20 protein-coding genes are annotated in these 19,603 nt (G+C 66.7%); 11 read left to right on the top strand and 9 right to left on the bottom strand.

Features of this window, described 5'->3' with window-relative positions; genetic code table 11:
- Positions 1 to 63: 63 nt before the first annotated feature.
- Together ACYJSS_RS12715 and ACYJSS_RS12720 are read left to right on the top strand one after the other, a co-directional pair.
- Positions 64 to 1,395 carry an NAD(P)/FAD-dependent oxidoreductase gene (locus ACYJSS_RS12715; protein WP_111262969.1) on the top strand — a complete coding sequence of 444 codons (1,332 nt, stop codon included), beginning with the start codon at positions 64 to 66 and terminating at the stop codon, positions 1,393 to 1,395.
- Between the two features lie 87 nt (positions 1,396 to 1,482).
- Positions 1,483 to 3,030 carry a phospholipase D family protein gene (locus ACYJSS_RS12720; RefSeq protein ID WP_236205283.1) on the top strand — a complete coding sequence of 516 codons (1,548 nt, stop codon included), beginning with the start codon at positions 1,483 to 1,485 and terminating at the stop codon, positions 3,028 to 3,030.
- 1 nt (position 3,031) lies between these two features.
- Here ACYJSS_RS12720 and ACYJSS_RS12725 read toward each other — a convergent pair whose 3' ends face one another.
- Together ACYJSS_RS12725 and ACYJSS_RS12730 are read right to left on the bottom strand one after the other, a co-directional pair.
- Positions 3,032 to 4,195 (bottom strand): MFS transporter, encoded by a 1,164-nt coding sequence (locus tag ACYJSS_RS12725; RefSeq protein WP_111262967.1) that lies wholly within the window; start codon positions 4,193 to 4,195, stop codon positions 3,032 to 3,034.
- 166 nt (positions 4,196 to 4,361) lie between these two features.
- A complete protein-coding gene (locus tag ACYJSS_RS12730; protein ID WP_111262966.1) occupies positions 4,362 to 5,855 on the bottom strand; it encodes an aldehyde dehydrogenase in 1,494 nt (497 codons plus the stop codon).
- 308 nt (positions 5,856 to 6,163) lie between these two features.
- Between ACYJSS_RS12730 and ACYJSS_RS12735 the strand changes: the two genes are divergently transcribed.
- On the top strand, positions 6,164 to 6,526 hold the full coding sequence (locus ACYJSS_RS12735) for a cupin domain-containing protein (protein WP_111262965.1): 363 nt from the start codon (positions 6,164 to 6,166) through the stop codon (positions 6,524 to 6,526).
- A 143-nt stretch (positions 6,527 to 6,669) separates the two neighbouring features.
- On the opposite strand, the gene rpmG is transcribed toward ACYJSS_RS12735, so the two are convergent.
- Both rpmG and rpmB read right to left on the bottom strand, forming a co-directional pair.
- Positions 6,670 to 6,825, bottom strand: a complete 156-nt coding sequence (gene rpmG / locus ACYJSS_RS12740; RefSeq protein ID WP_003457707.1) for a 50S ribosomal protein L33 — start codon at positions 6,823 to 6,825, stop codon at positions 6,670 to 6,672.
- 10 nt (positions 6,826 to 6,835) lie between these two features.
- A complete protein-coding gene (gene rpmB / locus ACYJSS_RS12745) occupies positions 6,836 to 7,072 on the bottom strand; it encodes a 50S ribosomal protein L28 (RefSeq protein ID WP_039806568.1) in 237 nt (78 codons plus the stop codon).
- Positions 7,073 to 7,427: 355 nt separating this feature from the next.
- Here rpmB and ACYJSS_RS12750 point away from each other — a divergent pair, with 355 nt between their 5' ends.
- Both ACYJSS_RS12750 and ACYJSS_RS12755 read left to right on the top strand, forming a co-directional pair.
- Entirely contained in the window at positions 7,428 to 9,005 is a 1,578-nt protein-coding gene (locus ACYJSS_RS12750) for an ABC transporter substrate-binding protein (RefSeq protein ID WP_236205282.1), read from the top strand.
- The gene (locus ACYJSS_RS12755) at positions 9,005 to 9,562 is read left to right on the top strand and encodes a hypothetical protein (protein WP_236205281.1); all 558 of its coding nucleotides are present in this window, start codon (positions 9,005 to 9,007) and stop codon (positions 9,560 to 9,562) included. The genes ACYJSS_RS12750 and ACYJSS_RS12755 overlap by 1 nt, the downstream gene beginning before the upstream one ends.
- Here the strand turns inward: ACYJSS_RS12755 and radC are convergent.
- Complete coding sequence (gene radC / locus ACYJSS_RS12760; protein WP_111262963.1) at positions 9,559 to 10,233, bottom strand: RadC family protein; 675 nt, start codon at positions 10,231 to 10,233, stop codon at positions 9,559 to 9,561. The genes ACYJSS_RS12755 and radC overlap by 4 nt on opposite strands.
- A 136-nt stretch (positions 10,234 to 10,369) precedes the next feature.
- Here radC and coaBC point away from each other — a divergent pair, with 136 nt between their 5' ends.
- From coaBC to ACYJSS_RS12785, 5 genes are all read left to right on the top strand, one after another.
- A complete protein-coding gene (gene coaBC, locus ACYJSS_RS12765; RefSeq protein WP_111262962.1) occupies positions 10,370 to 11,578 on the top strand; it encodes a bifunctional phosphopantothenoylcysteine decarboxylase/phosphopantothenate--cysteine ligase CoaBC in 1,209 nt (402 codons plus the stop codon).
- A 6-nt stretch (positions 11,579 to 11,584) separates the two neighbouring features.
- Positions 11,585 to 12,040: a dUTP diphosphatase gene (gene dut / locus ACYJSS_RS12770; RefSeq protein ID WP_111262961.1), complete on the top strand. Its 456-nt coding sequence runs from the start codon at positions 11,585 to 11,587 to the stop codon at positions 12,038 to 12,040.
- A 40-nt stretch (positions 12,041 to 12,080) separates the two neighbouring features.
- Positions 12,081 to 14,684: a phosphomannomutase/phosphoglucomutase gene (locus tag ACYJSS_RS12775; RefSeq protein ID WP_373875111.1), complete on the top strand. Its 2,604-nt coding sequence runs from the start codon at positions 12,081 to 12,083 to the stop codon at positions 14,682 to 14,684.
- Between the two features lie 16 nt (positions 14,685 to 14,700).
- Positions 14,701 to 15,606, top strand: a complete 906-nt coding sequence (gene argB / locus ACYJSS_RS12780; RefSeq protein WP_111262959.1) for an acetylglutamate kinase — start codon at positions 14,701 to 14,703, stop codon at positions 15,604 to 15,606.
- Between the two features lie 136 nt (positions 15,607 to 15,742).
- Entirely contained in the window at positions 15,743 to 16,192 is a 450-nt protein-coding gene (locus tag ACYJSS_RS12785) for an acyl-CoA thioesterase (protein WP_111262958.1), read from the top strand.
- Between the two features lie 6 nt (positions 16,193 to 16,198).
- Here the strand turns inward: ACYJSS_RS12785 and ACYJSS_RS12790 are convergent, their stop codons facing one another.
- Together ACYJSS_RS12790 and pyrE are read right to left on the bottom strand one after the other, a co-directional pair.
- Positions 16,199 to 16,783, bottom strand: coding sequence for a DUF4124 domain-containing protein (locus tag ACYJSS_RS12790; RefSeq protein WP_111262957.1), 585 nt, complete (start codon positions 16,781 to 16,783; stop codon positions 16,199 to 16,201).
- Positions 16,784 to 16,809: 26 nt separating this feature from the next.
- Positions 16,810 to 17,451, bottom strand: a complete 642-nt coding sequence (gene pyrE, locus ACYJSS_RS12795) for an orotate phosphoribosyltransferase (protein WP_111262956.1) — start codon at positions 17,449 to 17,451, stop codon at positions 16,810 to 16,812.
- 81 nt (positions 17,452 to 17,532) lie between these two features.
- Between pyrE and ACYJSS_RS12800 the strand changes: the two genes are divergently transcribed.
- Entirely contained in the window at positions 17,533 to 18,312 is a 780-nt protein-coding gene (locus ACYJSS_RS12800) for an exodeoxyribonuclease III (RefSeq protein ID WP_031287526.1), read from the top strand.
- A gap of 54 nt (positions 18,313 to 18,366) precedes the next feature.
- Here the strand turns inward: ACYJSS_RS12800 and ACYJSS_RS12805 are convergent, their stop codons facing one another.
- Positions 18,367 to 18,732 (bottom strand): DUF4870 domain-containing protein, encoded by a 366-nt coding sequence (locus tag ACYJSS_RS12805; RefSeq protein WP_111262955.1) that lies wholly within the window; start codon positions 18,730 to 18,732, stop codon positions 18,367 to 18,369.
- Positions 18,733 to 18,754: 22 nt separating this feature from the next.
- Complete coding sequence (gene rph, locus ACYJSS_RS12810; protein WP_111262954.1) at positions 18,755 to 19,474, bottom strand: ribonuclease PH; 720 nt, start codon at positions 19,472 to 19,474, stop codon at positions 18,755 to 18,757.
- Positions 19,475 to 19,603 lie beyond the last annotated feature (129 nt).

Consider the following 19,603-nt stretch of genomic DNA (forward strand, 5'->3'; position numbering starts at 1 on the left):
GTTGGCGTGCTTCGTGCTTATCCTCCGTCAAATTTTCCAAACACAATAATCAGGATTCCGCACATGAACGCCCGCGTTCGCCATCCGGTCCACAGCGACCAGCACGCCCCCTCCTATTACGCCGCGACCGCCAACCGTCGCATCGAGCATCCGCCCCTGGCGGGCGAGGAGGTGGCGGACGTCTGCGTCGTCGGTGGCGGCTTCTCCGGGCTGAACACCGCCATCGAACTGGCCAGGCGCGGCTTCTCGGTGGTGCTGCTGGAGGCGCACAAGATCGGCTGGGGCGCCAGCGGGCGCAACGGCGGCCAATTGATCCGCGGCGTCGGCCACGACGTCGAGCATTTCGAATCGGTGGTGGGCCAGGACGGCGTACGCGCCCTCAAGCTGATGGGCCTGGAGGCCGTGGAGCTGGTGCGCCAGCGGGTGGAGGAATTCGCCATCGACTGCGACCTCACCTGGGGCTATTGCGACCTGGCCAATACGGCCCGCGACCTCGCCGGCTTCGCCGAGGACATGGAGGACCTCAAGTCCCTCGGCTACCGCCACGAGATGCGCCTGCTGCAGCCGGGCGAGATGCGCAGCGTGGTGGGCTCCGACCGCTACGCCGGCGGCCTCATCGACATGGGCTCCGGCCACCTGCACCCGCTGAACCTGGCCCTGGGCGAGGCCGCCGCCGCCAGCTCGCTGGGCGTACGCCTGTTCGAGCACTCGGCGGTGCAGCGCATCGACTACGGCCCGGAGGTCAAGGTGCACACCGCCCAGGGCCAGGTCCGTGCAAAGACCCTGGTGCTCGGCTGCAACGCCTACCTCAACGACCTCAACCCGACCCTCGGCGGCAAGGTGCTCCCGGCGGGCAGCTACATCATCGCCACCGAGCGCCTGCCCGAGGCGCTGGCCAGGCAGCTGCTGCCGCAGAACATGGCGGTGTGCGACCAGCGCGTAGCCCTCGACTATTACCGCCTCTCCGCCGACAACCGCCTGCTGTTCGGCGGCGCCTGCCACTATTCCGGTCGCGACCCGGCGGACATCGGCGCCTATATGCGGCCGAAGATGCTGGAGGTGTTCCCGCAACTGGCCGATGTGCGCATCGACTACCAGTGGGGCGGGATGATCGGCATCGGCGCCAACCGCCTGCCGCAGATCGGCCGCCTGCCGGAGCAGCCCAACGTCTACTTCGCCCAGGCCTACTCCGGCCACGGGGTCAACGCCACCCACCTGGCGGGCAAGCTGCTGGCCGAGGCCATCAGCGGCGAACAGGGCGGCGGTTTCGACGTGTTTTCCAAGGTGCCGCACATCACCTTCCCCGGCGGCAAGCTGCTGCGCTCGCCGCTGCTGGCCCTCGGCATGCTCTGGTACCGGATCAGGGAAAGCGTGGGCAACAGCCTGGCGAAATGACCCTCGGCCCGCGCCAGCCGCGGGCTGCCTGAATCTTCCGGCTACGCTGGCGTCTGAGCTCAAGGACCCGGCGAGTCGGAGGCCGACGTGCGCATCTCCCTGCTGTTCATCTGCCTGCTGGCCACGCTCGCCGGCTGCGTCACGCCGCCCCCGGCGTCACCGAGCCAGGCCATCGCCGCAGCGGAGTCGCCCTTCGGCCGGCGCCTGCTGGCCCTGGCGGCCACGCATCCCGGTCAATCCGGCTTCCGCCTGCTGCCGGCCAGCAACGAGGCCTACAGCGCCCGTGCCGAGCTGATCCGCTCGGCACGCAGCAGCCTCGACCTGCAGTACTACATCGTCCACGACGGCCTCTCCACCCGCGCCCTGTTCGACGAGCTGCTGCGCGCCGCCGACCGCGGCGTACGCGTGCGCCTGCTGCTCGATGACACCAGCAGCGACGGCCGCAACGCCAGCATCGCCCTGCTCACCGCGCACCCGAACATCCAGGTGCGGCTGTTCAACCCGCTGCACCTGGGCCGTGCCACCGGTGCCACGCGCACCCTAGGTCGCGCCCTGGACCTGGGCCAGCAGCACCGGCGCATGCACAACAAGCTGTGGCTGGCCGACAACGCTGCGGCCATCGTCGGCGGGCGCAACCTGGGGGATGAATACTTCGACGCCGAGCCCAGCCTCAACTTCACCGACATCGACCTGCTGGCCATCGGCCCGGTGGCGGAGCAGCTGGGGCAGAGCTTCGACCAGTACTGGAACAGCGCCCTGAGCAAACCGATCCAGCAGTTCCTCTGGCGCCAGCCGGAACGCCAGGAGCTGGACGAAGCCCGCCAGCGCCTGCGCGGCTACCTGGCCCAGGCGCGGGCCCGGCAGAAGACCCTCTACGATCGGCTGCACACCTATCGCGACGACCCGCGCCTGGACCTCTGGCTGCGCGAACTGATCTGGGCGCCGGCCAGCGCCCTGTGGGATGCGCCGAGCAAGGTGCTGGCCAGCGGTCCACCCGATCCGCACCTGCTGCTGGCCAGCCAGTTGCAGCCGGTACTGGACGAAGTAAAGGAGGACCTGGTGCTGGTCTCGGCCTATTTCGTTCCCGCCCCGGAAGGCATGGACTACCTGATCGGCAAGGCCGATGGCGGCGTCGACATCCGCCTGCTGACCAACGCCCTGGAAGCCACGGACGTACCCGCCGTCCACGGCGGCTACGCACCCTATCGCCAGCGGCTGCTGGAGCACGGCGTGCACCTCTTCGAACTGCGCCGCCAGCCGGGGGATGGCGCGGGCAGCGGCGAATACAGCTTCAGCGGTTCGTCCAACTCCAGCCTGCACAGCAAGGCGATGATCCTCGACCGGCGCCGCGCCTTCATCGGCTCCTTCAACTTCGATCCGCGCTCGGTGCTATGGAATACCGAGGTCGGCGTGCTGATCGACAGCCCCGAGCTGAGCGCCCACTTGCATCGCCTGGCGCTGCAGGGCATGAGCCCCGGGCGCAGTTACCAGGTGCGCCTGGGCCCGGGCGGGGAGATGCTGTGGATAACCGGGGAGGGTGAGCGCCGGCAGGAGCTGCGCCGCGAGCCGGGCAGCCTGTGGCGGCGCTTCAACGCCTGGTTCGCCGAGCGCGTGGGGCTCGAGCGGATGCTCTGACTCAGCGGTTGCCCGCGACGGCCGACTCGTCGCCCGCGTCGTCGAACAGCTCGCGGGTCCAGGCGAGCCAGACGAAGCCGGCAGCGCCGATGGCCATCATCAGCGGCAGGGCGTGGCCGCTGATCCACTGGCTGGCGGCGCCGGTCACCAGCGGGCCGATCAGGCAACCGATACCCCAGAGCTGCGCGACGTGGGCGTTGGCGCGGACCAGCTCATCGTCACGGTAACGCTCGCCGATGAGGATCAGCGCCAGGGTGAAGAGCCCGCCCGCACTGGCGCCGAACACGACCCAGATCGGCCAGATCAACGGCGTGTGCAGGAACAGCGGGATGCTCAGGCTCGACACCAGCAGGGCCAGCCCGCAGCCACGGAACAGTGTGCGCCGCGACATGTGGTCCGCCAGCAGGCCGATGGGCAATTGCAGTGCCGCATCGCCGACCACCACCACGCTGGCCATGAGCAGCGCGATCTCCTGGTTGAAGCCCTGGCGCAGCCCATAGATGGGCAGCAGGGTCAGCATCATCGCCTCGAAGGCGGCGAACAGGACCACCGCCCAGGCGATGGTCGGCAGCCGCGTGCAGAAGGTCAGCAACCCGCGCCCGGAAGCACTGTGGGCGTCGACGCTGGGCGCGCCGGTGCGCCCGAGGAGCATCAGCGAGCCCCCCACCAGCAGCCCGGTGCCGGTCCAGAAGCCGAGGTCGTTGCCGGTGCCCAGCACGCTGAGCAGCAGCGGCCCGGACAGCTGGCTGAGGGCGTACCCGGTGCCGTAGAGCGCCACCAGGCGACCGCGCCACTTCTCCACCGCCAATTGGTTGATCCAGCTCTCGCCAAGGATGAACACCACGGTCAGCGCCACGCCGATGAACAGGCGCAAGGCCAGCCAGATCGGGTAGCTCTGCACCAGCGCCAGCATCGCCACCGACACGGCACTGACCAGCAGGCACAGCTGCATCAGGGTCGTGGTGCCGAAACGCGCGGCCAGCCGGCCGGCCAGGGAGGCACCGAGCAGCACGCCCACCGCCGGGGTGCCGGCCATCACGCCGATGGCGAAGGCGTCGTAGCCCCAGCTTTCCAGGCGCAGCGAGACCAGGGGCATGGTCACCCCCAGCGCGAGCCCGATGCTGATCACCGCGCCGCAGACGGCGAAGTAGGTCCCCCAACGCATGCAGGTGTCCTCCGTTCCATGGGCCGGTATCCCGGAGGATCCTGGCAGGCAGAAAAGCAAAAACGGCCGGGCTCCTGTGAAGGAAACCCGGCCGCAGGCTTGGCTCCGTGGAGCCGGCCTTCCCGCAGGAAGGCGGACCTTTATGGGGCGGTCGCGCCGCCCTGGTTCAGAGCTTGATCCAGGTGGCTTTCAGCTCGGTGTACTTGTCGAAGGCATGCAGCGACTTGTCGCGGCCGTTGCCCGACTGCTTGAAGCCGCCGAAGGGCGCGGTCATGTCGCCACCGTCGTACTGGTTGACCCAGACGCTGCCGGCGCGCAATGCCTTGGCGGTCAGGTGGGCCTTGGACAGGTTGCTGGTCCACACCGCTGCAGCCAGGCCATAGACGGTGTCGTTGGCGATGGCGATGGCGTCCTCGACGTCGTCGAAGGCGATGACCGAGAGCACCGGGCCGAAGATTTCTTCCTTGGCGATGCGCATGGCGTTGTCCACGCCGTCGAAGATGGTCGGCTCGACGTAGGTGCCGCCGGTTTCCTCCATCACGCGCTTGCCGCCGGCCACCAGCTTGGCGCCGTCGTCATGGCCGGCCTGGATGTAGGACAGCACGTTGTTCATCTGGGTGGTGTCGACCAGGGCACCGACGTTGGTTTCCGGGTCCAGCGGGTTGCCCGGCTTCCAGGCCTTGATCGCCTCGACCACCATGGGCACGAACTTGTCCTTGATCGAACGCTCCACCAGCAGGCGCGAACCGGCGGTGCAGACTTCGCCCTGGTTGAAGGCGATGGCGCCCGCGGCGGCCTCGGCGGCGGCCTGCAGGTCCGGTGCGTCGGCGAAGACGATGTTCGGGCTCTTGCCGCCGGCCTCAAGCCAGACGCGCTTCATGTTGGATTCGCCGGCGTAGACCATCAGTTGCTTGGCGATCTTGGTGGAGCCGGTGAACACCAGGGTGTCGACGTCCATGTGCAGCGCCAGGGCCTTGCCCACAGTATGGCCGAAGCCCGGCAGCACGTTGAACACGCCGGCGGGGATGCCGGCCTCGATGGCCAGCTGAGCGATGCGGATGGCGGTCAGCGGCGACTTCTCGGACGGCTTGAGGATCACCGAGTTGCCGGTGGACAGCGCCGGGCCGAGCTTCCAGCAGGTCATCAGCAGGGGGAAGTTCCACGGCACGATGGCGGCGACCACGCCCACCGGCTCGCGGGTCACCAGGCCCAGCTCGTTGTGCGGGGTGGCGGCGACTTCGTCATAGATCTTGTCGATGGCCTCGCCACTCCAGCGGATGGCGCGGGAGGCGCTGGAGACGTCGATGTTCAGCGAGTCGCTGATCGGCTTGCCCATGTCCAGGGTTTCCAGCAGCGCCAGCTCTTCGCCATGGGCATCGATCAGATCGGCGAAGCGGATCATCACCGCCTTGCGCGCGGTGGGCGCCAGGCGCGACCAGACACCGGACTCGAAGACGGCACGGGCATCCTTCACCGCCAGTTCGGCATCGGCCAGGTCGCAGCTGGCGACCTGGCCCAGCACGCGCCCATCCACCGGGCTGATGCAGTCGAAAGTCGCGCCGGAAACGGCGTGGGTGTACTCGCCATGGATGAAGGCGCGGGTTTCGATCTGCAGGGACTTGGCGCGCTGTTCCCAGTCGGCGCGAGTCAGGGTGGTCATGGGGCGTTCCTCTTATTAGTAGATAAGTGCCGGATTCCAGACCCGGCACTGTCAAGAATTCTGCAAGGCCGGCATGCGGCCGGACCTGATCGCAACCCTAAACCAGAGGGCCCTGGATTTTCAATATTTTTGACAAAATTCAGGTAAACGCCCTTGTCATGTTCGTTTTATTAAACATAGACTCCAGGTCGGATCGCCCAGGCGTTTTTCCTTTCACTCTTCGGGAGCGTGGAAAGACCCCACAGCCGGGCAGAATAAAAAACAGGCCCAATGAACGAGGGCCATCCGCCAGCCGCAACGGAACCGCCATGAACATCGAATCCATCGTCGACTTCGCCAACAGCCCAGCCGCCGCCGAACACTACCGTCCCGCCCCCGAGAAAATCCTCAAGGGCGACCCGGAGCAGAGCGTGCGCAACCACTACGGCAGCCCGTGCGGGCAGTTCAACGTAGGGATCTGGGAGGGCGCCATCGGCCAGTGGACGGTGAACTACACCGAACACGAATACTGCGAGATCCTCCAGGGTGTCTCCGTCATCCGCGACGCCGCCGGCAATGCCAAGACCGTTCGCGCCGGCGACCGCTTCGTCATCCCGGCCGGCTTCTCCGGCACCTGGGAAGTGCTCGAGGCCTGCCGCAAGGTCTATGTAATCTTCGAACAGGCCAAGTGATCCACCGCTTCACCTCCATGCTTGTCACCCCCTTGAGCCCGCGCAAGCGGGCTTTTTTATGGGCGTCGTCGCAGCCGACGGCAAATCGCGGGCATGAAAAAGCCCGCCATGTAGGCGGGCTTCTTCGACAAGGGCCGGATCAATTACTTGATCTTGGCTTCCTTGTAGATCACGTGCTTACGCACGACCGGATCGAATTTCTTGATTTCGATCTTGTCGGGAGTAGTGCGCTTGTTCTTGTCGGTGGTGTAGAAGTGGCCGGTACCGGCGCTGGACACCAAACGGATCAGTTCACGCATGATTAGCTCCTTATACCTTCTCGCCGCGGGCGCGCAGTTCGGAGAGAACTACGTCGATACCACGCTTGTCGATGATACGCATGCCCTTGGCGGAAACGCGCAGACGCACGAAGCGCTTCTCGGACTCGACCCAGAAGCGGTGGTGCTGCAGGTTCGGCAGGAAACGACGACGGGTTTTGTTGTTTGCGTGGGAAATGTTGTTCCCGGTAACCGGACCCTTACCGGTTACTTGACAGACTCTAGACATGCCTCAGCCCTCTAAACCTCATGCCCAACCCGGCATGGGTTGGCCGCTTGAACTCTCACTTGTGGGCGTTTTAGCGCCCGTCTCGTCAGGGTCTTACCGGCCACACAAAGACTGCGAAAGACCGGGCCCCTAGAAAAGAGCGCTGCTTTATATCAGAAACCCCCTGAAGCAGCAAGGGCTGCGGCATCCGGGCGAAAGTCCAGGCATCTGAGGGGGCGCCTGCGACCGCATCGGCGCGGCCTGCGTGAAAAATGACCGCTCGTCGCCAAAAGCGCGTTGCTCCGGGTCCAGCCATGGTCTAGCGTAAGGCCTTTCGCCCGCAGCCCGCCCAGGGCCCTTGCATAAGGAGCACCCCATGCGTCTCGCCGCCCTGCCCCTGCTGTTCGCCCCGCTGCTCGCCCAGGCAGCCAGCCTGAGCGTCTGCACCGAGGCCAGCCCCGAGGGCTTCGACGTGGTGCAGTACAACTCGCTGACCACCACCAACGCCTCCGCCGACGTACTGATGAATCGCCTGGTGGAGTTCGACGCCCAGCGCGGTGAGCTGGTCCCGGGCCTGGCGCAGCAGTGGGAGGTCTCGCCCGATGGCCTGAGCTACCTCTTCACGCTGCGCCCTGGCGTGCGCTTCCATGCCACCGAGTACTTCAAGCCCGGCCGCGAACTAAACGCCGATGACGTGCTGTTCAGCTTCCAGCGCATGCTCGACACCGCCCACCCCTGGCACAAGGTCGCCCAGAGCGGCTTCCCCCATGCCCAGTCGATGCAACTGCCGCAGCTGATCAAGGCCATCGACAAGGTCGGCCCGCTGCAGGTGCGCTTCACCCTGAACAAGCCTGACGCCACCTTCCTCGCCACCCTGAGCATGGGCTTCGCCTCCATCTATTCCGCCGAGTACGCCGGGCAGTTGATGCAGGCCGGCACGCCGGAGAAGCTCAACGCCCAGCCGATCGGCACCGGCCCCTTCGTCTTCAGGCGCTTCCAGAAGGACGCTGCCGTGCGCTACGCCGCCAACCCGGACTACTTCGCCGGCAAGCCTGCGGTGGACGGGCTGATCTTCGCCATCACCCCCGACGCCAACGTGCGCCTGCAGAAGCTGCGCCGCGGGGAATGCCAGATCGCCCTCTCGCCCAAGCCGCTGGATGTCCAGGCCGCGAGCCGGGATGCCAGCCTCAAGGTGCTGCAGACCCCGGCCTTCATGACGGCCTTCGTCGGTATCAACAGCCAGCACCCACCGCTGGACCAGCCCAGGGTGCGCCAGGCCATCAATCTGGCCTTCGACAAGCAGAGCTACCTCAAGGCAGTGTTCGAGGGCAGCGCCAGCGCCGCCAGCGGCCCGTACCCGCCCAACACCTGGAGCTACGCCAAGGACCTGCCCGGCTACCCCCACGACCCGGAGAAGGCTCGCGCACTGCTGGCCGAAGCCGGCTTCAAGGACGGCTTCAAGACCACGATCTGGACCCGCCCCTCCGGCAGCCTGCTCAACCCCAATCCCAGCCTTGGTGCCCAGCTGCTGCAGGCCGACCTGGCCAAGGTCGGCATCCAGGCCGAGATCCGCGTGATCGAGTGGGGCGAGCTGATCCGTCGCGCCAAGGCCGGCGAGCACGACCTGCTGTTCATGGGCTGGGCCGGTGACAACGGCGACCCGGACAACTTCCTCACCCCGCAATTCTCCTGCGCCTCGGTGCAGTCCGGCCTCAACTTCGCGCGCTACTGCGACGCCGCGCTGGACAAGCTGATCAGCGACGGCAAGACCCAGGGCAACCAGACCGACCGCAGCGCCCTTTATATAAAGGCGCAGCAGATCATCCAGGAGCAGGCCCTGTGGTTGCCGCTGGCACACCCCACCGCCTTCGCCCTGGCCCGCTCCGGCGTCGACGGCTACCAGGCCAACCCCTTCGGTCGCCAGGACTTCTCCCACGTCAGCGTGAAGCCCTGATGGAGCTGGGCGAGCGCCATCTGCCGCAGTTCCAGTTCGTCGAGCGGCATCAGCTGCCGTTGCGGGCAACCGCGCGGCAGGCGCTGGACGCGGTGGGCGATCTCACCGTGCATGACGACCCGCTGGTGCGCGCCCTGCTGCGCATCCGCGAGGCGCCGGCCCGCCTGGCCGTAGCACTGGGGCGCGAGAACCGCCTCAAGGACAGGCCGCCTTTCGGGCTTCACGCGTTCACCCTGCTGGAGCGGGACGCCGACCAGGCGCTGGCCTATGGATTGATCGGCCGTTTCTGGCGCAGCGACTTCGGGCTGGAACGGGTGGATGACGCCGACGCCTTCGACACCTATGCCGAACCCGGGGTCGCCAAGCTGCTCATGGGGTTCCACTGCAGCCCCGGCACCGACGGCGACATCGTCCTGCACACCGAGACCCGCGTGCACTGCCCGGACCGCCGTAGCCGCCTGCTCTTCACCCCTTACTGGCTGGCCATCCGACCGGCCAGCGGGCTGATCCGCCGGCGTCTGCTGGCAGCCATCCAGCGCCAGGTCGATGCGCCCTAGAGCCAACCGTACTCGGCCATCGACAACGGCTCGCCATCGCCCACCACGAAGTGGTCCAGCACCCGCACCTCGACCAGCGCCAACGCCTCCTTGAGGCGCTGGGTCAGCGCACGGTCGGCCTGGCTCGGCTCGGCGACCCCGGAGGGATGGTTGTGGGTGAGGATCAGCGCGGCAGCGTTATGCGCCAGCGCGCGCTTGACCACCTGGCGCGGGTAGACGCTGGCGCCGTCGATGGAGCCGTGGAACAGCACCTCGAAGGCCAGCACCCGGTGCCTGGAGTCGAGGAACAGGCAGCCGAACAGCTCGTGGGGTTCGTGGCGCAGCTGCGCCTTCAGGTAATCGCGCACGGCCTGAGGACTCTCGAGCACCGAGTCGCGGCGCAATCCTTCAGCCAGATGCCGCCGCGCCATCTCCAGCACGGCCTGCAACTGCGCGTACTTGGCCGGCCCGAGGCCGAGCCGGAGGCAGAAGGAATCGATGTCCGCCTCCAGCAGGGGGCGCAGGCCGCCGAAGTCATTGAGCAGGTGGCGGGCGAGGTCGACCGCGCTCTGCCCGGAGACCCCGGTACGCAGGAATATGGCGAGGAGCTCGGCGTCGGTGAGGGCCGCCGCACCCTGTTCGAGAAGCTTCTCCCGCGGGCGCTCCGCCGCAGGCCAGTGACGAATGCTCATGGCACCTCCGTGGTTGAGCGGGGCCGCTGTTCCCATGCGGTCGCTGTGCTATCTTAATCCACCTTTTTTGCGCGGCGATTGGCCTGGGGAGGCGTCGTCGCCGCAGCGCAAATTCAAACATCCATAAGGCAGGCCTATGCAGCGGCTCTATCGGAAACGCATCGTACTGGGCGTGGGCGGCGGCATTGCGGCCTACAAGAGCGCGGAGCTGGTTCGCCGCCTGCGCGACCAGGGCGCGGAAGTACGGGTGGTGATGACCCATGGCGGGCGAGAGTTCATCACGCCGCTGACCCTCCAGGCCCTTTCCGGCCACCCGGTGCACCTGGACCTGCTCGACCCCGCCGCCGAAGCGGCCATGGGCCATATCGAGCTGGCGCGCTGGGCCGACCTGGTGCTGATCGCCCCCGCCACCGCCGACCTGATGGCGCGCCTGACCCAGGGTGTCGCCGACGACCTGCTGACCACCCTGGTGCTGGCCACCGATGCGCCGGTCGCCCTGGCCCCGGCGATGAACCAGGCCATGTGGCGCGACCCGGCCACCCAGGCCAATGCCGAAGCCCTGGCCAAGCGCGGCCTGCACCTGTTCGGCCCCGCCGCCGGCAGCCAGGCCTGCGGCGACGTCGGCCTGGGCCGCATGCTCGAAGCCGACCAGCTCGCCCAGGCGGCCGCCGATCTGTTCCAGCACAAGGCCCTGACCGGCCGCCACGTGCTGATCACCGCCGGCCCGACCCAGGAGAACATCGACCCGGTGCGCTACATCACCAACCACAGCTCCGGGAAGATGGGCTTCGCCCTCGCCGAAGCAGCGGTGGAAGCGGGCGCCAAGGTCACCCTGATCACCGGCCCCGTGCACCTGCCCACGCCCGACCGGGTCAACCGCATCGACGTGGTCAGCGCTCGCGACATGCTCGCGGCCTGCGAGGCGGCGATGCCCTGCGACCTGCTGATCGCGGCGGCCGCCGTGGCCGACTACCGCCCGGAAGTGGTGGCGGCGCACAAAATGAAGAAGGACCCCACCAGCGGTGAAGGCCTGCTGCTGCAACTGGTGCGCAACCCGGATATCCTCGCGACCCTCGCCGGGCGTGCCGATCGCCCCTTCAGCGTGGGCTTCGCCGCCGAGACCGAGAACCTGCTCGAATACGCCTCGCGCAAGCTCAAGGACAAGAACCTCGACCTGATCGTCGCCAATGATGTGGCCAACCCCAGCATCGGCTTCAACAGCGAGGAGAACGCGATCACCATCATCGATCGCGCACTGCACCAGAACAGCTTCGCGCAGACCAGCAAGGGCAAGATCGCCCGCCAGCTGATCGCCTTCATCGCCGAACGCCTCAACCAGGCCTGAGACCCCATGCATTCACTGCAAGCCAAGATCCTCGACCCCCGCATCGGCCGCGATTTCCCGCTGCCCCAGTACGCCACCCCGGGCTCCGCCGGCCTCGACCTGCGCGCCATGCTCAAGGAAGACCTGACCCTGGAGCCGGGCCAGACGGTGCTGATCCCCACCGGGCTGTCCATCTACATCGCCGACCCGGGCCTCGCCGCGCTGATCCTTCCGCGTTCGGGCCTGGGCCACAAGCACGGCATCGTGCTAGGCAACCTGGTCGGCCTGATCGACTCCGACTACCAGGGCGAACTGATGGTCTCCTGCTGGAACCGCGGCCAGAGCGCCTTCACCATCGCCATCGGCGAGCGCATCGCTCAGCTAGTCTTGGTGCCAGTCGTGCAGGCGCACTTCGAGCTGGTCGACCAGTTCGACGAAAGCCAGCGCGGCGCCGGCGGCTTCGGTCACTCCGGCAGCCACTGATTCGGAACGACTTCAGGATGATCCGCGGGGGAGACCTTCAGTGAAACTCTTCAAGCGCAACGCCAAGGACGCCGACACCGAGATCCTGGCCAGCCCTGCTGAAAAGAAGACGCCAGCCCGGGACAAGGGCCTGGGCGAGCTGCTGCCCGGCGCCATCGCCGCGGCCCTGGGCGTCGCCGCCGCTGGCGTGCTGCTCTGGGCCGCGCTGATCAACGGCGCCCAGCAGACCCAACGCAACCAGCTCAGCCAGGCCTGGGGTGAAAGCCAGGCCGGTGCACTGCGCCAGGCCCTGGCGCAGCTTGTCGCCGATACCGCCGCCGCCGCACGCAACCCGGCCCTGGCCGAGGCACTGAACAGCGGTGATGCCGGCCAGGTGCAGGCCGCCGAACGCGGGCTCGGCTACTGGAACGCCGTGGTCGACGCGCACCTCAACCTGCCCGGCCAGGCCCAGCAGAACAGCCAGCGCGCAGCCCCGATGAACTTCGCCGCCCTGGACATGCTTCGCCGCGTCGAGGCCGGGCAGAAGCCCGCGCCCGAAGCCTACCGGGTCGGCCAGCGCTGGCTGGTGTACAGCGCCGCGCCACTGCGCCTGACCGACAGTTCGCCGGTGCAGGGCACCCTGCTGCTGGTGGTCGACCTCGAACGCCTGCTCGGCGCCCTTGCGCCGCTGCCCGATGGCGTCGGCCAGCTGCAGTTCACCCAGCAGTTCGGCAACGCCCCGGCGCAGACCCTGGCCTCGCGCGGCATTCAGGCCGAAGGCACGCCCATCGCGCTGAACACCGGCAACCCGAACTGGAAGCTGTCGTTCACCCCCGGCGCGCAACTGAGCGATTCGGGCATGTCGCCGATCCTGCTGGCCATCGCCGGGCTGCTGGCCCTGGCCGGCGCCCTGGTCGGCCTCTATCTGCTGCGCGGCAGCCTGCAACGCAAGCTGCTCATGGACGTCGTGCAGCTCAATCAGATGATGCAAGAACTCTCCAGCGGCAAAAGCGTCAAAGCCTTCAGTCTGCGCCTGTCGGCGCTTGACGCCCTGGCCCAGTCGCTCGCGCGACAGTCGCGGCGCAAGCCTGAGCCGGCGGCGGGCAGCGCTAACGGCGATCGGCAACCCGGCCCGGCGGTTACCCCCGCCCCGGCCCAGATGATCGAGCCCCCCGTGTTGGCCGATCCGCTTTTCCAAGATACCGACATCCTCGATATCGACATCCTCGACGAAGACCAGGACCTCCTGGGATTGGAGCAAGCCCCCGCCATGAGCACCCCGCAAGCAGCACCCACCCTGCCCGCAAGCATCTTCCGCGCCTACGACATCCGTGGCGTGGTCGGCGATACCCTGACCGCCGAAACCGCCTACTGGGTCGGCCGCGCCATCGGCTCCGAGAGCCTCGCCCGTGGCGAGCCGAACGTCTCGGTCGGCCGCGATGGCCGCCTCTCCGGCCCCGAGCTGGTGCAGGCGCTGATCCAGGGCCTGCTGGACTGCGGTTGCCAGGTCAGCGATGTCGGCATGGTGCCGACCCCGGTGCTCTACTACGCCGCCAACGTGCTGGCCGGCAAGTCCGGCGTGATGCTCACCGGCAGCCACAACCCGCCGGACTACAACGGCTTCAAGATCGTCGTCGCCGGCGAGACCCTGGCCAACGAGCAGATCACCGCGCTGCACACCCGCATCAAGGAAAACGACCTGGCCAGCGGCGTCGGCAGCGTCGAGCAGGTCGAGATACTCGACCGCTACTTCAAGCAGATCCGCGACGACATCGCCATGGCCAAGCCCATGAAGGTGGTGGTGGACTGCGGCAACGGCGTGGCCGGCGTGATCGCCCCGCAACTGATCGAAGCCCTGGGCTGCACCGTCATCCCGCTGTACTGCGATGTGGACGGCACCTTCCCCAACCACCACCCGGACCCGGGCAAGCCCGAGAACCTGGTCGACCTGATCGCCAAGGTGAAGGAAGAGAAGGCCGACCTGGGCCTGGCCTTCGACGGCGACGGCGACCGCGTCGGCGTGGTGACCAACCAGGGCACCATCATCTATCCCGACCGCCTGCTGATGCTGTTCGCCAAGGACGTGGTCTCGCGCAATCCGGGCGCCGACATCATCTTCGACGTCAAGTGCACCCGCCGCCTGACCGCGCTGATCAGCGGCTACGGTGGCCGCCCGGTGATGTGGAAGACCGGCCACTCGCTGATCAAGAAGAAGATGAAGGAGACCGGCGCGCTGCTGGCCGGCGAGATGAGCGGCCACATCTTCTTCAAGGAGCGCTGGTTCGGCTTCGACGACGGCATCTACAGCGCCGCCCGCCTGCTGGAGATCCTCAGCCAGGACAAGCGCGACGCCGAGCACGTGTTCTCCGCCTTCCCCAGCGACATCTCGACGCCGGAGATCAACATCACCGTCACCGACGAGAACAAGTTCCGCCTGATCGAGCGCCTGCAGCGCGACGGCACCTGGGGCGACGCCAACCTCACCACCCTGGACGGCGTGCGCGTCGACTATCCCAAGGGCTGGGGCCTGGTACGCGCCTCCAACACCACGCCGGTGCTGGTGCTGCGCTTCGAGGCGGACACCGAGGACGAGCTGGAGCGCATCAAGGAAGTGTTCCGCGCCCAGCTCTACACCGTAGCCCCCGACATCAACCTGCCGTTCTGATCCACCGGAGCCCTGCATGACCCTCAGCCGTGACGCCGCATCCCAAGTCGCCCAGGTCCTGTCCGAAGCGTTGCCGTACATCCGCCGCTTCGTCGGCAAGACCCTGGTCGTGAAATACGGCGGCAACGCCATGGAGAGCGACGAGCTGAAGGCCGGGTTCGCCCGCGACATGGTCCTGATGAAAGCCGTGGGCATCAACCCGGTAGTCGTGCATGGCGGCGGCCCGCAGATCGGCGACCTGCTCAAGCGCCTGTCCATCGAGAGCCACTTCATCGACGGCATGCGCGTCACCGACGCGCAGACCATGGACGTCGTGGAGATGGTTCTCGGCGGCCAGGTGAACAAGGACATCGTCAACCTGATCAACCGCCACGGCGGCAGCGCCATCGGCCTGACCGGCAAGGACGCGGAGCTGATCCGCGCCAAGAAGCTCACCGTCAGCCGCAAGACGCCGGAGATGACCCAGCCGGAAATCATCGACATCGGCCATGTGGGCGAAGTCACCGGGGTCAACACCGAGCTGCTGAACATGCTGGTGAAGGGCAACTTCATCCCGGTCATCGCGCCCATCGGCGTGGGTCCGGATGGCGAGTCCTACAACATCAACGCCGATCTGGTGGCCGGCAAGGTGGCCGAGGCGCTGAAAGCCGAGAAGCTGATGCTGCTGACCAACATCGCCGGCCTGATGGACAAGCAGGGCCAGGTGCTCACCGGCCTCTCCACCGAGCAGGTCAACGAGCTGATCGCCGACGGCACCATCTACGGCGGCATGCTGCCGAAGATCCGCTGTGCCCTCGAGGCGGTGCAAGGCGGCGTGACCAGCGCCCACATCATCGACGGCCGCGTGCCCAACGCGGTGCTGCTGGAGATCTTCACCGACAGCGGCGTCGGCACCCTGATCTCCAACCGCAAGCGTCACTGAGCCTTCCCGAGGCCCAGGCGGTAGCCGAATAAGCCGGAGCGATCCGGCTTATTCATATACGCGATCCACACACCTCCGCACTTGCCGTGGCGCGCCCGGGCGTCGAAGCTGGCCGCTCACTGCATGGAGCACGAGCATGGCCGCCACACCCCCCTCCCTGAACGACTTCACCTTCCTCATGCCGCTGCGCGTGCGCTGGGCCGAAGTGGACCCGCAAGGCATCGTCTTCAATGGCCACTACCTGACCTACGCCGACGTCGGCATCACCGAATACTTCCGCGCGCTGGGCGTTCGCTACCCGGAGGACCTGGCACAGGACGGCGGCGACTTCTTCGCCGTGCGCACGCTCCTGGAATACCTGGCCCCGGCGCGCTTCGACGACGAACTGTCCATCGGCGTACGGGTAGGGCGGCTGGGGGGCTCGAGCCTCACGTTCAACATCGGTATCTGGCGCGGCGAGGCGGCCTTGACGGCGGGCGAGATCGTCTACGTCCACGCGGACGGCAAGAGCCGCAACAGCAAGCGGCTGCCGGACTGGCTGCGGGAGAAGGTCAGGGCATTCGAGCGGCGTGCCGCCGAGGATTGACTCGGCTCAGCGCTGCAGCAGCTGGGCCAGGCGCTCACGGTCGGCGGCGAAGCCGGCCTGGGCGGTCTTGCGGTCCTGCTGGTAGCGGGTGATGTCCTGCTCCAGGCGTTGCTGCTCGGCACGCAGGTTATCGATCTGCGCCACCAGTTGCTCCGGCACCTGGCGCCCGGCACGCTCGTTGTCGGCGGCCTGGGCCTGCAGGTTGGCCTGCTGGGTGCGCAGGGATTGCTGGTTGCCACGGGCCACGCTGATCAGGCCGTCGAGCTCGGCCAGCTTGCGCTGCAGAGCGCGATCGACATCCTCGACGCTGGTGTACAGGCGCAGCAGCTGCGCATCGGACCCGGCACGGGCCTTTTCCTCCTGCATGCGCTTGCGCTCTTCCAGGGTGGGCGCCGGCGGTATGGTCTTGACCACACGGCCCTGGTCGTTGAGGACTTCGTAGCCCTTGTCGATGTACTGCGAAGGCACTCCGAGCCGGTCGAGCACAATCACGCCCTTGTCATTGGTGTAGCGATAGAGCTCGGCTTGCGCCAGAGCAGGCATCAACACACCCATGAGCAAGGCAAAGCGGACTGCACCCGATTTCGGCATAGGGACACCCTGTCGTTGTTGGCGAATCAGATTCCGTAGCTGGCGCGGTAGCTTTCGACCGCCGGCAGGTACGTCTTCAGTTCAGCATCACCTGCGAGATATTCCAGCACCTGCTCCAGGGAGACGATGCTCACCACCGGCATGCCGAAGTCACGCTCGACTTCCTGGATGGCGGACAGCTCGCCCTTGCCGCGCTCCTGGCGGTTGAGGGCGATGAGCACGCCGGCGGCCTGGGCCTGCTGCGCCTGGATGATCTGCATGACCTCGCGAATCGCGGTCCCGGCGGTGATCACGTCATCGATGATCAGCACGCGGCCGGCCAGCGGGGCGCCCACCAGGGTGCCGCCTTCGCCGTGATCCTTGGCTTCCTTGCGGTTGAAGCACCAGGGGATGTCGATGCCATGGTGCTCGGCCAGCGCCACCGCCGTGGAGGCGGCCAGGGGAATGCCCTTGTAGGCGGGCCCGAAGAGCACATCGAAGGGAATGCCGCTGTCGACCACCGCCGCCGCATAGAAGCGACCCAGCTGCGACAGCGCGAGCCCGCTGTTGAACAGGCCGGCATTGAAGAAATAAGGGCTGGTACGCCCGGACTTGAGAGTGAACTCACCGAAACGCAGTACACCGCGTTCGATGGCGAAGCGAATGAAATCGCGTTGATACGCCTGCATGTAAAAGCCCCGGACGGCACGGATTTAGCTAAATAGAAAGAGCTCGGGTATCATACACGCACGAGTTTTTAGGGGCCATTTATGCGGATCATCAGTGTGAACGTGAATGGTATTCATGCGGCAGCCGAGCGAGGACTCCTCAGCTGGCTGCAGGCACAGAATGCCGACGTGATCTGCCTGCAAGACACCCGCGCCTCTGCCTTTGATCTGGACGACCCGGCCTTCCAACTGGACGGCTATTTCCTCTATGCCAGCGATGCTGAAGTGCCAAGCCAAGGCGGCGTGGCGCTTTATTCGCGTTTGCAACCCAAGGCAGTGATCTGGGGTCTCGGTTTCGAGACCTGCGATCGTTATGGGCGCTACCTGCAGGCGGACTTCGACAAGGTGAGTATCGCCACCCTGCTGCTGCCTTCGGGCCAGGGCGGCGACGAGAACCTGAACCACAAGTTCAAGTTCATGGACGACTTCACCCACTACCTGAACAAGCAGCGCCGCAAGCGCCGCGAGTACATCTATTGCGGCTCGCTCTACCTCGCCCACCAGAAGCTGGATGTGAAGAACTGGCGCGACTGCCAGCAACTGCCCGGCTTCCTGGCGCCCGAGCGCGCCTGGATGGACGAGGTATTCGGCACCATGGGCTACGTGGACGCACTGCGCGAAGTCAGCCGCGAAGGCGACCAGTACAGCTGGTGGCCGGACAGCGAGCAGGCCGACATGCTCAACCTCGGCTGGCGTTTCGACTACCACATCCTCACGCCGGGGATGCGCCGCTCCGTACGCAGTGCACGCCTGCCGCGCCAGCCGCGCTTCTCCCAGCATGCGCCGCTGATCGTCGACTACGACTGGTTGCTGAGCATCTGAAATCGCGAGCATGAAAAAAGCCGGCATCAGCCGGCTTTTTCGTTTCCGCGATTGCTACTTCACCGGGCGCCAGGTGAAGGGATAGCGATAGGCCTGGCCTTCGTTGGCCTTGATGCCGCCGATGATGGTCAGTACCAGCGCTATCAGCCCCACCAGCGGCAGCAGCACGAAGCCGATCAGCACCAGCATCAGCAGCATGCACAGCAGGCCGGCGAGGGTGACGGTGATCTGGAAATTCAGCGCTTCCTTGCCCTGCTGGTCGATGAAGGGATCGACGTCCTTCTTCACCTGCCAGAGGATCAGCGGGCCCAGCAGATTGCCGAAAGGCAGCACCACGCCGAGGAAAGCGGCGAAATGGCAGAACATCGCCCATTGCCTAACTTCCTGGTTGGGCTGCGGAACTTGGGTTGGCTCATTCATGCGTGTTTCCTCGGGTGGGTGATCAGTCGACCAGTGCCGCGCGCTGCAGCTCGAACAGCTCGGTGACGCCCTGCTTGGCGAGGGCCAGCATGGCGGTCAGCTCTTCCGGCTGGAAGGGCGCGCCCTCGGCAGTGCCCTGCACCTCGATGAAGCCGCCGGCATCGGTCATGACCACGTTCAGGTCGGTTTCGGCAGCGGAATCTTCAAGGTAGTCCAGATCCAGCACCGGCTCGCCCTGATAGATGCCGACGGAAACGGCGGCGACCATCTGCTTCAGCGGCTCGCCCTTCAGCGCGCCGCGCTTCTTCAGGACCTTCAGCGCATCCACCAGGGCGACCATGGCGCCGGTGATGGAAGCGGTGCGGGTGCCGCCGTCGGCCTGGATCACATCGCAATCCAGGTAGATGGTGTTCTCGCCCAGCTTGCTCATGTCCAGCGCGGCGCGCAGGGAACGACCGATCAGACGCTGGATCTCCAGGGTACGGCCACCCTGCTTGCCACGGCTGGCCTCGCGCTGGTTACGCTCGCCGGTGGCACGCGGCAGCATGCCGTACTCGGCAGTGAGCCACCCCTGGCCCTGGCCCTTGAGGAAACGCGGCACGCCGGATTCGACACTGGCGGTACAGATCACCTTGGTATCCCCGAATTCGACCAGCACCGAGCCTTCGGCATGCTTGGTGTAGTTGCGGGTGATGCGGATCGAACGCAGCTGGTCAGCCGCGCGGCCACTGGGACGTTTCATCTGGGAATACCTGTCGAGGGGAAAATCTGACGGCCATTATAGAGGGCCGCCAGCCGCTGGGACATCGCCGCGTTGGGAGGGCCGCCGCTCTGGGCTACAATCGCCCTCTTCAACCCTGCCAACACCGAG

Source organism: Pseudomonas sp. No.21, from assembly GCF_054558415.1.